The organism is Vagococcus sp. WN89Y, assembly GCF_052220145.1.
Lineage (GTDB): Bacteria > Pseudomonadota > Gammaproteobacteria > Enterobacterales > Enterobacteriaceae > Kosakonia.
This window is the reverse complement of record NZ_JBQPOM010000064.1, coordinates 1-15539: the sequence shown is the minus strand read 5'-3', so window position 1 is coordinate 15539 and position 15539 is coordinate 1. Positions and strand designations below refer to the sequence as shown.

Sequence of the window (15539 nt, the reverse complement as noted above, 5' to 3'; positions counted from 1 at the left end):
CAGGAGGGCGTATGCCGTTTAAGCCAATGGTGTCCTCCGCAATTGAGCGCGCGTTGAATACATTTTTATACCGCGAGGGCGCGCTGAAATCGGCGCGCGCGCGTTTGCACGGCAAAGTGCTGCGCATCGTGGTGCAGGAGTTTTCCTCGCCGTTCGTGCTGGTCTTTAGCGAGCGTCAGGTCGATGTACTGGGCGCGTGGGAAGGCGATGCCGACTGCTCCGTCATTACGCAACTGCGGGTGTTACCCAAGCTGCGCGACCGTCAACAGCTGACCGCGCTGATTCGCAGCGGCGAGCTGGAAGTGCAGGGCGATATCCAGGTAGTGCAAAACCTGGTGGCGCTGATGGATCAGGCCGAGTTTGATCCTGCCGAAGTGCTTGCTCCCTGGACCGGCGATATCGCCGCCGAGGGGATAAGCAAATTCCTGCGCGGCGGCACGCGTTTTTTGCAAAACGGTTTTCGCCGCCAGAAACATTATGTCTCTGAGGTGCTCACAGAAGAGTGGCGTGTTGCGCCGGGCGCGCTGGAAGTCGCCTGGTTTGCGGAAGAGACCGCAGCCGTTGAACGGGCAGTCGATGCGTTAGCCAAACGCCTGGATAAACTGGAGGGCAAATGACGCCTGGAGAATTACGGCGCCTCTATTTCATCATCCAGACTTTTTTAAGTTACGGTCTTGATGAACTCATCCCTAAAATGCGTATCACCCTGCCGCTGCGCTTCTGGCGGTGGACGCTATTCTGGATGCCGAACCGGCACAAAGAAAAACTTCTGGGCGAGCGCCTGCGCCTCGCGTTGCAGGAGCTTGGGCCGGTATGGATTAAATTTGGGCAGATGCTCTCCACGCGCCGTGATTTGTTCCCGCCGCACATCGCCGATCAACTGGCCATGTTGCAGGATCGCGTTGCACCGTTTGATGGCCAACTTGCTAAAAAACAGATCGAAAAAGCGATGGGCGGCCTGCCGGTTGAAAGCTGGTTTGACGACTTCGACATAGAGCCTTTGGCCTCCGCGTCGATTGCTCAGGTCCATACGGCACGCTTAAAAGAGAGCGGCAAAGAGGTCGTGATTAAGGTTATCCGCCCGGATATCCTGCCGGTCATCAAAGCGGATCTGAAACTTATTTATCGCCTGGCAGGCTGGGTGCCGCGCCTGTTGCCGGACGGGCGTCGCCTGCGCCCGCGCGAAGTGGTTCTTGAGTACGAAAAAACGCTAATCGATGAGCTGGATCTGCTGCGCGAAGCGGCTAACGCTATCCAGCTGCGTCGTAATTTTGAAAACAGCCCGATGCTGTACGTGCCGGAAATCTACTCCGACTACTGTAGCCAGGACATGCTGGTGATGGAGCGCATTTACGGCATTCCTGTTTCGGATGTTGCGGCGCTGGAGAAAAACGGCACCGATATGAAACTGCTGGCGGAACGCGGCGTGCAGGTCTTTTTCACCCAGGTGTTCCGCGACAGTTTCTTCCATGCGGATATGCACCCTGGCAATATTTTTGTCAGTTACGAGCACCCGGAAGATCCGCAATACATCGGCATTGACTGCGGTATCGTCGGCTCTTTGAATAAAGAAGACAAACGCTACCTGGCAGAAAACTTTATCGCCTTTTTTAACCGCGACTATCGCAAGGTGGCCGAGCTGCATGTGGATTCCGGCTGGGTGCCGCCGGATACCAACGTTGAAGAGTTTGAGTTTGCTATCCGTACCGTCTGCGAGCCGATTTTCGAAAAACCGCTCGCGGATATCTCCTTCGGTCACGTACTGCTCAATCTTTTCAACACCGCGCGGCGCTTTAATATGGAAGTGCAGCCGCAGCTGGTGCTGCTGCAAAAAACGTTGCTGTACATTGAAGGTGTGGGTCGCCAGCTCTATCCGCAGCTGGATTTATGGAAAACGGCGAAACCTTTTCTCGAAACCTGGATCAAAGATCAGGTAGGTATTCCTGCTCTGGTGCGGGCGCTGAAAGAGAAAGGGCCGTTCTGGATAGAGAAAATGCCAGAACTGCCGGAGCTTATCTACCACGGGTTGCAGCACGGCAAGCATTTACAACAGAGCGTTGATAAAATCGCCAACGAGTTGCAGGTCAACCACGTGCGTCAGGGGCAGTCACGCTTTCTGTTCGGCATCGGCGCGACGTTACTGTTAAGCGGAACATTACTGCTTATCAACCGGCCGGACTGGGGGCTGCAACCGTTATGGTTAATGGGCGGCGGCGTTTGCATTTGGTGGCTGGGGTGGCGCAAAACGCGCTAACTTAACGTTGCCGTGCAGCAGGCGTACAGATGCAGCGTGGGTCAGAACGTGTATACTGGGGCCTGTTTTTAATATCATCGGCTTGAGGATTATGTATGGGTGGTATCAGTATTTGGCAGCTGTTGATCATTGCAGTCATCGTTGTGCTGCTGTTTGGCACGAAAAAGCTGGGTTCGATTGGCTCCGATCTGGGTGCCTCGATCAAAGGCTTCAAGAAAGCAATGAGCGACGACGAGAAAGAGAAGCAGGATAAGTCTGCGCAGGATGCTGATTTTACGGCGAAATCCATTTCTGAAAAGCCAGACGAAGCCAAAAAAGACGAAAAACGCCACGACAAAGAGCAGGTGTAATTCGTGTTCGATATAGGTTTTGGCGAACTGTTACTCGTTTTCATCATCGGTCTGGTGGTTCTTGGGCCGCAACGGTTACCCGTAGCGGTAAGAACGGTTGCGGGCTGGGTGCGCGCATTACGCTCGCTAGCCACGACGGTGCAAAATGAACTGACGCAGGAGCTTAAGCTACAGGAGTTTCAGGACAGCCTGAAAAAGGTGGAAAAAGCCAGCCTGGAAAACCTGACGCCGGAGCTAAAAGAGTCAATGGACGAACTGCGCCAGGCAGCCGAATCGATGAAGCGCTCCTACAGCGCTGACGATGCGGAAAAAGCGAGTGATGAAGCGCATACGATCCACAACCCGGTGGTTAAAGGGAATGAAGAGCAGCATGAAGGCGTAACGCCTGCGAGCGCTGAGCATCAGGCCGATTCTGTTGCGCAAACCCCGGAAGTTCCCGAAGAGAAAAAAGTACCGGAAGAGAAAAAAGCGCCGGTGTCTGACTCCTTACCTTCTTCAAGTGATAAATCCTGAACATGGCTGTAGACGATACCCAACCGCTGATCGCGCACCTTATTGAGCTGCGCAAGCGTCTGTTGAACTGCATTATCGCCGTCGTTGTGATTTTCCTCGCGCTGGTTTACTTCGCGAATGATATCTATCAAGTGGTTTCTGCGCCGCTGATTAAGCAAATGCCCCACGGCGCAACGATGATTGCAACCGACGTCGCATCACCGTTTTTTACGCCGATCAAACTGACCTTTATGGTGTCGCTGATCCTGTCCGCACCGGTCATCCTTTACCAGGTCTGGGCGTTTATCGCACCGGCGTTGTACAAACACGAGCGCCGACTGGTGGTGCCACTGCTGGTTTCCAGCTCGCTGCTTTTCTATATCGGTATGGCGTTCGCCTATTTTGTGGTGTTTCCCCTGGCGTTCGGGTTCCTCACGCACACGGCGCCGGTCGGCGTACAGGTCTCGACGGATATCGCCAGCTATCTCAACTTTGTGATGGCGCTGTTTATGGCGTTTGGCGTGTCGTTTGAAGTGCCGGTCGCGATTGTTTTGCTCTGCTGGATGGGTGTGACCACACCTGCGGATCTGCGGCAAAAACGCCCGTACGTGCTGGTTGGCGCGTTCGTCGTCGGCATGCTGTTAACGCCGCCGGATGTCTTCTCGCAGACACTACTGGCCATTCCGATGTACTGCCTGTTTGAAGTCGGCGTGTTCTTTGCCCGCTTCTATGTGGGAAAACGGCGCGAGCCGGAAGAAGAAAACGGAACCTCCGAAGAGTAATTAAACCGCCCGCCAGGGCGGTTGTTGTATGGGGAAAGGCATGTTTGATATTGGTGTAAATCTGACCAGCGCCCAGTTTGCCAAAGACCGGGACGAGGTCGTTATACGAGCGCAAGAGGCGGGAGTGTCCGGCATGCTGCTCACCGGCACGAATCTGCATGAAAGCCAGCAGGCGCAGCAACTGGCGCAGCGCTACCGGCATTGCTGGTCCACGGCCGGGGTGCATCCTCACGACAGCAGCGGCTGGACGGAGGATACCGCTCAGGCGCTTCACCGCCTTGCGGCATCAGAACGGGTGGTGGCGATTGGCGAATGCGGGCTGGATTTCAACCGCAACTTTTCCACGCCTGCGCAACAAGAAGCGGCGTTTAGCGCGCAGCTCTCGCTTGCCGCCGAGCTGGCGATGCCGGTTTTTCTCCATTGCCGGGATGCTCACGCGCGCTTTCTCGAATTGCTCGATCCGTGGCTTGATAAATTGCCGGGCGCAGTACTGCACTGTTTTACCGGGTCGGCGCAAGAAGCGCAGGAATGCCTTGCGCGCGGCATTTCGCTTGGGATTACCGGTTGGGTTTGCGATGAGCGCCGCGGCCTTGCCTTGCGTGATGTGGTACCGTTGATCCCGGCCGGGCAGTTATTCATCGAGACCGATGCCCCGTATCTCCTGCCGCGCGATTTACCTAAGCCTGTTTCACGGCGTAACGAACCCGCTCACCTGGGCCATATTCTTGCCACGGTTGCCGGGCTGCGCGGAGACGATCCCGCGTGGCTAAGTACGGTAACGGACGGTAATGTGAAGCGGCTGTTTGGCGTTGCGTTCTGAGTCAGGCTTTGCGAAAAGCGGTGTTCTTGACGCTTTGCAGCACCTGCTTATTGAGTAAATGGAGCAGCAACATCGAGCGCGTTTCGCCATCCGGCTCTTTAAAAATCGCCTGAATGCCTTCAAGCGCGCCTTCCGTGATAACCACATCATCACCAGGATAAGGGGTGGAAGGATCGGTAACGCCTTCCGGTTTATAGATAGAAAGCTGATGGATAACGGAAGACGGAACGGTGGCCGGATTCATACCAAACCGCACAAAGTGACTGACGCCACGCGTGGCATTAATCGTTGTGGTGTGGATGACTTCCGGGTCGAATTCCACAAACAGATAGTTAGGAAAGAGCGGCTCATTGACCGTTGTGCGTTTGCCGCGAACAATTTTTTCGAGCGCAATCATCGGCGTCAGAGAACTGACCCCTTGACGTTCAAGGTGTTCCTGGGCGCGCTGGAGCTGGCCTCGTTTGCAGTAAAGTAAATACCAGGATCGCATAATGGCTCTTTTTTGTAAGTTCGGGCGCAAGAATAACAAAACCTTAGCGCGATGGCTAAAATGATTATAACTCGTACCTATAACGTGTTGTTATTCACCATAATTTAACAAAAAGTCAGCAATATTCGGACGAAAATCGTATAATAAAGCCCTTATCTGGAGGTGATAATACACTGCATGAAATACAACGACCTACGCGATTTTCTGACGCTGCTGGAGCAGCAGGGCGAGCTAAAGCGCATTACGCTTGCGGTTGATCCTTACCTGGAAATGACGGAGATAGCCGATCGCACGCTGCGTGCTGGCGGTCCGGCGTTGTTGTTTGAAAATCCTAAAGGTTATTCGATGCCGGTGCTGTGTAATTTGTTCGGTACGCCGCGCCGCGTTGCGTTGGGTATGGGCCAGGAAGATGTCAGCGCGTTGCGGGACGTGGGCAAGCTGCTGGCGTTTCTGAAAGAGCCTGAGCCACCTAAAGGTTTTCGCGATCTTTTCGATAAGCTTCCGCAGTTTAAGCAAGTGTTAAACATGCCGACCAAACGCCTTCGCGGTGCGCCTTGTCAGCAAAAAGTGATACAGGGCGATGCGGTGGATTTAACGCAAATTCCTATTATGCAGTGCTGGCCGGAAGATGCCGCGCCGCTTATCACCTGGGGTTTGACCGTAACGCGCGGGCCGCATAAAGAGCGGCAGAACCTGGGGATTTATCGTCAGCAATTGATCGGCAAAAACAAACTGATCATGCGCTGGCTCTCGCATCGCGGTGGCGCGCTGGACTTCCAGGAGTGGCAGGCGCAGCATCCGGGCGAGCGCTTCCCGGTTGCGGTGGCGCTGGGCGCCGACCCGGCAACCATTCTGGGCGCGGTGACGCCGGTGCCGGATACGCTTTCTGAATATGCGTTTGCCGGGCTGCTTCGCGGCACGAAAACAGAAGTGGTGAAGTGCGTTTCGAACGATCTTGAAGTGCCTGCCAGTGCGGAAATCGTGCTGGAGGGCTATATTGAGCCGGGCGAAATGGCGCCGGAAGGGCCATACGGCGATCACACGGGTTATTACAACGAAATCGATAACTTCCCGGTGTTTACCGTGACGCATATTACTCAGCGCGAAGATGCTATTTACCACTCCACGTATACCGGGCGTCCGCCGGATGAACCAGCGGTACTGGGCGTGGCGCTGAACGAAGTGTTTGTACCGATTCTGCAAAAGCAGTTCCCGGAAATCGTTGATTTTTATCTTCCGCCGGAAGGGTGTTCATACCGTCTGGCGGTGGTTACCATGAAGAAACAATACGCGGGCCACGCGAAACGCGTCATGATGGGCGTCTGGTCATTTTTGCGCCAGTTTATGTACACCAAGTTTGTGATTGTGTGCGATGACGACGTGAACGCCCGCGACTGGAATGATGTCATCTGGGCGATTACCACCCGTATGGACCCCGCTCGGGACACGGTTCTGGTGGAAAATACGCCAATCGATTACCTGGATTTTGCCTCGCCTGTCTCCGGGCTTGGTTCAAAAATGGGCCTGGACGCCACGAATAAATGGCCGGGCGAAACCCAACGTGAATGGGGGCGTCCTATCAAAAAAGATCCTGAAGTAACGGCGCGAATCGACGCTATCTGGGATGAACTGGCCATCTTGAACGACGAAAATAGACCCGACAGAGGGATCGCATGACAATCTTAAGCTGTAAAGTGACTTCGGTAGACGCTATTACGGATACCGTATACCGCGTTCGTTTAGTGCCGGAAGCGGATTTTTCTTTTCGCGCTGGCCAGTACCTGATGGTGGTGATGGACGAGCGGGATAAGCGTCCCTTCTCAATGGCCTCGACACCAGACCAGCACGATTATATCGAACTGCATATCGGTGCCTCTGAACTTAACCTCTACGCTATGGCGGTAATGGATCGTATTCTGAAAGACCGCGAAATCGTGATCGATATTCCGCACGGCGACGCCTGGTTACGTGAAGACGATGATCGCCCGATGATACTGATTGCAGGCGGTACCGGGTTCTCGTACGTTCGCTCGATTTTATTGACGTCGCTTGCGCAAAACCCGGATCGTGACATCACGATTTACTGGGGCGGTCGGGAAGAGAAGCATCTTTATGATTTGGCCGAGCTGGAAGCGCTAACGGTGACGCATAAAAACCTGCGTATTGTGCCGGTGGTTGAACAGCCGGAAGAAGACTGGCGCGGTCGTACCGGAACCGTGCTGGCTGCCGTTTTGCAGGATTATGGTTCGCTCGCCGATCAGGATATCTACATCGCCGGGCGGTTTGAGATGGCGAAAATCGCCCGCGATCTGTTCTGTAATGAGCGCGGCGCGCGCGCAGACAGGTTGTTTGGGGATGCTTTTGCATTCATCTAATCTATCGTCGCCCTTGTCTGCGTAGCGGTGTTGGCTGCGTTCGCTCACCCTGGTCACATAGTTATCTATGCTTCCAGGGATTCGCTTACTTGCCGCCTTGCTACGGAACCAACGGCTTGATAGAGCAATGAGTGAAAAGACTTAACAGAAAAGTGAGCGAGAAGGGCATCCGAGGTGGCTGAAAAAATCTCACGATAAAAACAAAAAACCCGCCCCTGACAGGCGGGAAACGGCAACCAAATTTTATCTGCGCCATAACGCTGTCATGGCAAAGAAAGCGTGTTAAACCCGTTCGAAAACCGTGGCGATCCCCTGACCTAAACCGATGCACATTGTCGCCAGACCAAACTGTGCGTCTTTGCGTTCCATCAGGTTCAGCAGCGTGGTGCTAATACGCGCCCCGGAGCAACCCAGCGGGTGACCCAGTGCGATCGCGCCGCCGTTAAGGTTGATCTTCTCGTCGATTTGCTCCATCAGCCCCAGATCTTTAATACATGGCAGGATCTGCGCCGCAAATGCTTCGTTCATCTCAAACAGAGAGATATCGCTCGCCGCCAGCCCGGCCTTTTTCAGCGCCAGTTTTGACGCCGGAACCGGGCCATAACCCATAATCGACGGATCGCAGCCGACGACCGCCATTGAGCGCACGAGCGCGCGTGGCGCTAAGCCCAGCTCGCGGGCGCGGCTCTCGCTCATCACCAGCATCGCGGCGGCACCATCTGACAACGCCGACGAGGTGCCCGCCGTTACTGTACCGTTTACCGGATCGAACGCCGGGCGCAGCGAAGAAAGCGCTTCCACCGTTGTTTCCGGGCGGATCACCTCATCATAATTAAACTGTTTCAGCACGCCATCCGCGTCGTGCCCGCCGGTTGGGATAAGCTCGCCTTTAAACGCGCCGGACTGCGTGGCTGCCCATGCTCGCGCGTGCGAACGCGCCGCAAAGGCGTCCTGCATTTCGCGGCTGATACCGTGCATGCGGGACAACATTTCAGCCGTCAAACCCATCATGCCTGCTGCTTTGGCCACATTACGACTCAGGCCAGGGTGAAAATCGATACCGTGGCTCATCGGCACATGACCCATATGCTCCACGCCACCGACCATGCAAACCTGCGCATCGCCGGTCATTATCATACGCGCAGCATCGTGCAGCGCTTGCATCGACGACCCGCACAGACGGTTGACGGTCGTCGCCGGGACAGAATGCGGGATCTCGGCCAACAGCGCGGCATTACGGGCGATATTGAAACCCTGCTCCAGCGTCTGCTGTACACAACCCCAATAGATATCATCGATAGCGCTGGCCTCCAGCGCCGGGTTGCGCGCCAACAGGCTGCGCATTAAATGCGCGGAGAGATCCTCCGCGCGCACGTTGCGAAATGCTCCGCCTTTTGAACGGCCCATCGGGGTGCGAATCGCATCGACAATGACAACTTTTTCCATTGTGACTCCTTAAGCCGTTTTCAAAGCGCCCACCGGGCGTGCAGGTTCAACCGCAGGGTAATAAGGTTCGTTGTGGCTCGCTTTCTCGCGCAGCCCCGCCGGGACGTCATAAAGCGGGCCAAGATGCTGATAGCGCTGCGCCATATCGAGGTACTTCGCGCTGCCCAGCGTGTCGAGCCAGCGGAACGCGCCGCCGTGAAAAGGAGGGAAGCCCAGGCCGTATACCAGCGCCATATCCGCTTCCGCCGGGCTTGCGATGATGCCTTCTTCCAGGCAACGCACGACCTCATTGACCATCGGGATCATCATGCGGGCAATAATTTCTTCATCGCTGAAGTTCTGTTTGCCCTTGCTGACACCGGCCAGCAGCTCATCGACCGCGCTATCTTCTTCTTTCTTCGGTTTTCCTTTGCTGTCTTCTTTATAGCGCCAGAAACCGACACCGTTTTTCTGCCCGAAACGCTTCTCATCAAACAGCGCATCGATGGCATCGCGATAATCTTTTTGCATACGCTGCGGGAAGCTTGCCGCCATCACCGCCTGCGCATGATGCGCGGTGTCGATGCCCACCACATCCAGCAGATACGCCGGGCCCATCGGCCAGCCGAACTGCTTCTCCATCACTTTATCCACTTTGCGGAAATCCGCGCCGTCGCGCAGCAGCTGGCTAAAACCGGCGAAGTAGGGGAACAGCACGCGGTTAACAAAAAAACCGGGGCAATCGTTGACCACGATTGGCGTTTTGCCCATCTTGCTCGCCCAGGCCACCACTTTGGCGAGGGTTTCGTCCGAGGTTTTTTCTCCGCGGATCACCTCAACCAGCGGCATCCGGTGCACCGGGTTAAAAAAGTGCATACCGCAGAAATTTTCCGGGCGTTTCAGCACGCTTGCCAGTTCGCTAATCGGAATGGTCGAAGTGTTGGAGGCGAGCACCGTGTCCGGGCGCACGTGGTCTTCTGTTTCCGCCAGCACGGCTTTTTTCACTTTCGGGTTTTCGACCACCGCTTCAACCACTACATCTGCACGCTCAAAACCGGCGTACTCAAGCGTGGGCTGAATAGTCGCAATGACACCTGCCAGCTTCAGACCATCTATTTTGCCGCGCTCAAGCTGTTTATTCAGCAGCTTGCCCGCTTCATTGATACCGAGGGTGAGGGATTTTTCATTAATATCCTTCATCAATACCGGCACGCCTTTCCAGGCAGACTGATAAGCAATGCCGCCGCCCATGATCCCGGCGCCCAGCACCGCCGCCTGCTTAGGCGTCTCAACGTTTTTGGTCAGTTTCTTTGCTTTGCCTTTGACGTATTGATCGTTGAGGAAAATACCGACCAGTGCACGGGCTTCGTTGGTATGCGCCAACGGTACAAAGCTTTGATTCTCAAGCGCCAGCGCCGCGTCCCGACCGAGCGTTGCCGCAGCTTCGATGGTTTTTACCGCGGTAATCGGTGCCGGGTAGTGTTTGCCGGCCGTTTGCATCACCATGCTTTTCGCAATGGTAAAACTCATGGTCGCTTCGATTTTGCTGAGTTTGAGTGGCTCCAGCTTCGGCTGGCGTTTCGCCTTCCAGTCAAGCTCGCCCTTGATAGCCTGGCGCAGAATCGCCACCGCGCCCTCGCGCAGCTTTTCAGCTTTTACGATGCCATCGACCAGGCCGATTTTCAGCGCTTGCTCTGCGCCAACGTCTTTACCCGCGGCAATAATTTCCAGCGCGCTATCCGCACCGAGCAGGCGCGGCATACGCACCGAGCCACCGAAGCCTGGCATAATGCCGAGCTTCGTTTCCGGCAGACCAATGCGTAAATCTGGCGTTGCCAGGCGATAATCGGTAGCCAGCACGCATTCGCAGCCGCCGCCCAACGCATAACCATTCACCGCAGAAATCGTCGGCACCGGTAAATCTTCCAGACGATTAAAGACGCTATTTGCGAAGTGCAGCCACTGGCTCAGTTGCTCTTCCGGGACGAGGAACAACGAGAGGAATTCGGTGATATCGGCACCGACAATAAAGGCTGCTTTGTTTGAACGCAGCAGCAGCCCTTGTAAATCTGTACGTTTTTCCAGCACGCTCAACGCGTCGCCGAGGCTGGCGACCGTGGCGGTATCCAGCTTATTGACTGACCCGTCGGCATCAAACACCAGTTCGGCGATGCCATCTTCCAGCCAGTCGAGATAGAGGTTATTACCTTTGTAGAGCATGTCAGTCTCCTGAATCCGCAAGGGATCTGGTCATACCAGATGAGAGGGAGTGTGGTTTTTATGTTAAAAAATTGCAAATAACTGTTTAAGGAAATGCTGAGTGGATCACGCTCAGCGGAAATCACCCTGCGATATTCAGGTGTGCTAATATGCCTGGATCTGAGGTCGCAAAAACAGAAGGAAAAATGATGGACTCACTGGCAGCGCTTTATAAAAATCATATAGATACCTTGCAAGAACGCACCCGTGATGTACTGGCGCGCTTTAAACTCGACGCGTTACTTATTCATTCCGGCGAACTGTTGAACACCTTTCTCGACGATCATGCTTACCCCTTTAAAGTCAATCCGCAGTTCAAAGCCTGGGTGCCGGTAACCCAGGTACCTAACTGCTGGTTATTGGTTGATGGCGTCAATAAACCGAAGTTATGGTTCTACCTGCCGGTGGATTACTGGCACAACGTAGAGCCGCTGCCGACTTCCTTCTGGACCGAAGAGGTTGAGGTGCATGCGCTGCCAAAAGCGGATGGGATCGGCAGTTTGTTGCCTGCTACGCGTGGCAACATCGCATACATTGGCCCGGTGGCCGAGCGCGCGCTGAACCTCGGCATTAGCGCTGACAATATCAACCCGCAAGGGGTTATTGATTATCTGCACTACTACCGTGCTTATAAAACGGATTACGAGCTGGCCTGTATGCGCGAAGCGCAAAAAACGGCGGTGATCGGCCATCACGCAGCGTATGAAGCGTTCCAGTCCGGTATGAGCGAGTTTGATATCAACCTGGCGTACCTCACCGCAACGGGCCATCGCGATACCGATGTGCCGTACAGCAACATTGTGGCGCTGAATGAGCACGCTGCCGTGCTGCACTACACTAAGCTCGATCATCGCGCTCCGGCGGAAATGCGTAGCTTCCTGCTGGATGCGGGCGCAGAGTACAACGGTTATGCGGCTGATTTAACGCGCACCTGGGCGGCGAATAGCGACACTGACTACGCGCAGTTAGTGAAAGATGTTAACGACGAGCAACTGGCGCTTATCGGCACCATGAAAGCAGGCGTTAACTACGTCGAGTACCATATCCAGTTCCATCAACGGATTGCCAAACTGCTGCGTCGCCATCAAATCGTGACGGATATCAGCGAAGAAGCGATGGTGGAACAGAACATTACCGGGCCATTTATGCCGCACGGTATTGGCCATCCGCTGGGTTTACAGGTTCATGATGTTGCAGGCTTTATGCAAGACGACAGCGGAACGCATCTCGCTGCGCCAGCGAAATATCCTTACCTGCGCTGTACTCGCGTGCTGCAACCGCGCATGGTATTGACCATTGAGCCGGGTTTTTACTTTATCGAGTCGCTGCTTGTGCCGTGGCGCGACGGGCCGCTGAGTAAACACTTCAACTGGCAGAAAATCGACGCGCTGAAACCGTTTGGTGGTATTCGTATCGAAGACAATGTGGTAGTCCACGAAAACAGTATCGAAAACATGACGCGGGATTTGAAACTGGCGTAATGGAGAGCTGGCTTATCCCGGCAGCGCCGGTCACCTTTTGCGAGGAGATCAAAAAGAGCCGCTTTATCACGCTATTGGCCCATACTGACGGCGTGGAAGCGGCAAAGGCGTTTGTCGAAAGTACCCGGGCGGCGCACCCCGACGCTCGCCACCACTGCGTGGCGTGGGTGGCCGGGCCGCCTGATGATTCTCAGCAATTAGGGTTCTCCGATGATGGCGAGCCCGCAGGCACCGCCGGGAAACCGATGCTCGCACAACTTATGGGCAGCGGCGTGGGTGAAATCACCGCGGTGGTTGTGCGTTATTATGGCGGCGTGCTGCTGGGTACCGGCGGGCTGGTGAAAGCTTATGGCGGCGGCGTGCAACAGGCGCTTAATCAACTGTCAACCGTCCGCAAAATGCCGCTGACTGAATATACTTTGTGGTGCGATTATGCACAGCTGGCCGGTGTCGAAGCGCTGCTTGGGCAATTTGATGGAAAAATTGTCACAAGCGACTATCAGGCATCCGTGCATCTGCGAGTGGCGCTTCCTCACAGCAGAGTAGAAGCGTTTTCGGCAAGGCTTGCTGATTTTAGTCGTGGCACATTGCAATTGTTAAACCCTAAAGAATAATCCCTACCTGATTTTCTGAACACCTAAGGAAGCGGCAGAGATGCATTTTCGCGCCATAACCCGAATCGTTGGACTGCTGGTTATCCTTTTTTCCGGAACGATGATCTTACCCGGACTGGTAGCCCTTATTTACCGTGATGGCGCGGGGCGCGCATTTACCCAGACATTTCTTGTGGCTGTGGTGATTGGCTCCATGCTGTGGTGGCCGAACCGCCGCCAGAAAGGCGAGCTGAAATCCCGCGAGGGTTTCTTGATAGTGGTGCTGTTCTGGACCGTGCTGGGGAGTGTCGGTGCGCTGCCGTTTATCTTTTCAGAAAGTCCTAATCTGACGGTGACGGACGCGTTTTTTGAGTCCTTCTCAGGCCTGACGACAACGGGTGCGACCACGCTGGTGGGGCTGGATTCCTTACCCCATGCCATTTTATTTTATCGCCAGATGCTGCAATGGTTCGGCGGGATGGGGATCATTGTGCTCGCCGTTGCAATACTGCCGATTCTGGGCGTCGGCGGGATGCAGCTTTATCGCGCCGAAATGCCCGGTCCCCTGAAAGATAATAAAATGCGTCCGCGTATCGCTGAAACCGCCAAAACCCTATGGCTTATCTATGTGCTCCTGACGGTTGCCTGCGCGCTGGCGCTCTGGTTCGCCGGTATGCCAGCCTTCGATGCGATAGGGCACAGCTTCTCAACCATTGCGATTGGCGGTTTTTCCACGCACGATGCCAGCATCGGCTATTTTGATAGTCCGACCATCAACACCATCATCGCCATTTTCCTGCTGATTTCAGGCTGTAACTATGGCCTGCACTTTTCTTTGCTCAGCGGGCGTAACCTGAAAGTTTACTGGCGCGATCCGGAATTTCGCATGTTTATTGGTGTGCAGTTGACGCTTGTCGTCATTTGTACCGTGGTGCTTTGGTTCCATGACGTCTACAGTTCAGTAGTGACCACCGTTAACCAGGCGTTTTTCCAGGTGGTGTCGATGGCGACGACCGCGGGCTTTACTACCGATAGCATCGCGCGCTGGCCGCTGTTCCTGCCTGTGCTGCTGTTGTGTTCAGCGTTCATTGGTGGCTGTGCGGGTTCGACCGGTGGCGGCTTGAAAGTTATCCGTATTCTGTTGCTGTTTAAGCAAGGGAACCGTGAACTTAAACGCCTGGTACACCCGAATGCGGTGTACAGCATCAAACTTGGCAACCGTGCGCTGCCGGAACGTATCCTTGAAGCGGTATGGGGGTTCTTCTCCGCTTATGCGCTCGTGTTTATTGTCAGCATGCTGGCGATTATCGCAACGGGCGTGGACGATTTCTCTGCTTTCGCCTCCGTGGTGGCAACGCTCAATAACCTGGGGCCGGGGCTTGGCATTGTGGCGGATAACTTTGCCAGTATGAACCCGGTGGCGAAGTGGGTACTCATCGCGAATATGCTGTTTGGTCGTCTGGAGGTCTTCACCCTGCTGGTGTTGTTTACTCCAACGTTCTGGCGTGAATAAAGGTTGTTTTACGTGAAAACATTGATTCTTTTCTCGACCCGCGACGGGCAAACGCGGGAAATTGCATCTTATTTGGCTTCTGAACTGAAAGAGATCGGTGTGGATACCGATGTGGTGAACCTGAACCGTGCCCAGGAGATAAGCTGGGATAAGTATGAGCGGGTGGTTATCGGTGCGTCGATTCGCTATGGGCATTTCCATCCGGCGCTGGAACGCTTCGTAAAAAAGCATCAACATGTCCTGAATCACTTGCCGAGCGCGTTTTACTCCGTGAATCTGGTCGCGCGCAAGCCTGAAAAATGTACGCCACAAACGAACAGCTATACGCGCAAGTTTTTGATTGCGTCGCCGTGGCAACCGGACCAATGCGCGGTATTTGCAGGCGCGTTGCGCTACCCACAATATCGGTGGTTCGACCGGCTGATGATCCAGCTCATTATGAAAATGACCGGCGGTGAAACAGATTCCAGTAAAGAAGTGGTGTACACCGATTGGCAGCAGGTGGCGAGTTTTGCGCAGGAAGTCGCCCAAATGAAGCAGAAATCGGCTGATTAACCGGCGCTGTGTGTGAAAAATAAACGGTTGAAAACTTTTTTCAAATTAGGGGTTGCCAGCGGAAATTATCTCCCTATAATGCGCCTCCACTGACACGGCACAACGGCAAACACATCGGCCTGTCAGGCGAAGAAATCTGAAATTAATCAG

General features: G+C 54.7%; 15 protein-coding genes. 12 read left to right on the top strand and 3 right to left on the bottom strand.

The annotated features are described in order from the left end of the window. The first annotated feature begins 11 nt into the window (after nt 1-11). From ubiJ to tatD, 6 genes are all read left to right on the top strand, one after another. Nucleotides 12-617, top strand: a complete 606-nt coding sequence (gene ubiJ / locus ACTU3N_RS18170) for a ubiquinone biosynthesis protein UbiJ (protein ID WP_443087531.1) — start codon at nt 12-14, stop codon at nt 615-617. Beyond that, a complete protein-coding gene (ubiB, locus tag ACTU3N_RS18165) occupies nt 614-2254 on the top strand; it encodes a ubiquinone biosynthesis regulatory protein kinase UbiB (protein WP_443087530.1) in 1641 nt (546 codons plus the stop codon). The genes ubiJ and ubiB overlap by 4 nt, the downstream gene beginning before the upstream one ends. A gap of 95 nt (nt 2255-2349) precedes the next feature. Further along, the gene (gene tatA, locus ACTU3N_RS18160; protein ID WP_443087529.1) at nt 2350-2604 is read left to right on the top strand and encodes a Sec-independent protein translocase subunit TatA; all 255 of its coding nucleotides are present in this window, start codon (nt 2350-2352) and stop codon (nt 2602-2604) included. A gap of 3 nt (nt 2605-2607) precedes the next feature. Beyond that, on the top strand, nt 2608-3117 hold the full coding sequence (tatB, locus tag ACTU3N_RS18155) for a Sec-independent protein translocase protein TatB (protein ID WP_443087528.1): 510 nt from the start codon (nt 2608-2610) through the stop codon (nt 3115-3117). A gap of 2 nt (nt 3118-3119) precedes the next feature. Further along, entirely contained in the window at nt 3120-3878 is a 759-nt protein-coding gene (gene tatC / locus ACTU3N_RS18150) for a Sec-independent protein translocase subunit TatC (protein ID WP_443087527.1), read from the top strand. A gap of 40 nt (nt 3879-3918) precedes the next feature. Continuing rightward, complete coding sequence (gene tatD / locus ACTU3N_RS18145) at nt 3919-4698, top strand: 3'-5' ssDNA/RNA exonuclease TatD (protein ID WP_443087526.1); 780 nt, start codon at nt 3919-3921, stop codon at nt 4696-4698. 1 nt (nt 4699) lies between these two features. Here the strand turns inward: tatD and rfaH are convergent, their stop codons facing one another. Further along, entirely contained in the window at nt 4700-5188 is a 489-nt protein-coding gene (gene rfaH, locus ACTU3N_RS18140; RefSeq protein ID WP_443087525.1) for a transcription/translation regulatory transformer protein RfaH, read from the bottom strand. A gap of 177 nt (nt 5189-5365) precedes the next feature. Here rfaH and ubiD point away from each other — a divergent pair, with 177 nt between their 5' ends. Further along, nucleotides 5366-6865 (top strand): 4-hydroxy-3-polyprenylbenzoate decarboxylase, encoded by a 1500-nt coding sequence (gene ubiD / locus ACTU3N_RS18135; protein ID WP_443087524.1) that lies wholly within the window; start codon nt 5366-5368, stop codon nt 6863-6865. Beyond that, nucleotides 6862-7563 (top strand): NAD(P)H-flavin reductase, encoded by a 702-nt coding sequence (fre, locus tag ACTU3N_RS18130; RefSeq protein ID WP_443087523.1) that lies wholly within the window; start codon nt 6862-6864, stop codon nt 7561-7563. The genes ubiD and fre overlap by 4 nt, the downstream gene beginning before the upstream one ends. A 282-nt stretch (nt 7564-7845) precedes the next feature. Here fre and fadA read toward each other — a convergent pair whose 3' ends face one another. Both fadA and fadB read right to left on the bottom strand, forming a co-directional pair. Then, nucleotides 7846-9009, bottom strand: coding sequence for an acetyl-CoA C-acyltransferase FadA (gene fadA / locus ACTU3N_RS18125; RefSeq protein WP_443087522.1), 1164 nt, complete (start codon nt 9007-9009; stop codon nt 7846-7848). A 9-nt stretch (nt 9010-9018) separates the two neighbouring features. Further along, the gene (gene fadB / locus ACTU3N_RS18120; RefSeq protein ID WP_443087521.1) at nt 9019-11208 is read right to left on the bottom strand and encodes a fatty acid oxidation complex subunit alpha FadB; all 2190 of its coding nucleotides are present in this window, start codon (nt 11206-11208) and stop codon (nt 9019-9021) included. A 185-nt stretch (nt 11209-11393) separates the two neighbouring features. Here fadB and pepQ point away from each other — a divergent pair, with 185 nt between their 5' ends. From pepQ to hemG, 4 genes are read left to right on the top strand one after another with little or no spacing between them, the layout of a single operon-like run. After that, nucleotides 11394-12728: a Xaa-Pro dipeptidase gene (gene pepQ, locus ACTU3N_RS18115; RefSeq protein WP_443087520.1), complete on the top strand. Its 1335-nt coding sequence runs from the start codon at nt 11394-11396 to the stop codon at nt 12726-12728. Further along, nucleotides 12728-13342, top strand: a complete 615-nt coding sequence (locus tag ACTU3N_RS18110) for an IMPACT family protein (protein ID WP_443087519.1) — start codon at nt 12728-12730, stop codon at nt 13340-13342. Before pepQ ends, ACTU3N_RS18110 begins: the two co-directional genes overlap by 1 nt. A 40-nt stretch (nt 13343-13382) precedes the next feature. Next, nucleotides 13383-14834, top strand: a complete 1452-nt coding sequence (gene trkH / locus ACTU3N_RS18105; RefSeq protein ID WP_443087518.1) for a Trk system potassium transporter TrkH — start codon at nt 13383-13385, stop codon at nt 14832-14834. Nucleotides 14835-14846: 12 nt separating this feature from the next. Continuing rightward, nucleotides 14847-15389, top strand: a complete 543-nt coding sequence (gene hemG, locus ACTU3N_RS18100; RefSeq protein ID WP_443087517.1) for a menaquinone-dependent protoporphyrinogen IX dehydrogenase — start codon at nt 14847-14849, stop codon at nt 15387-15389. Nucleotides 15390-15539 lie beyond the last annotated feature (150 nt).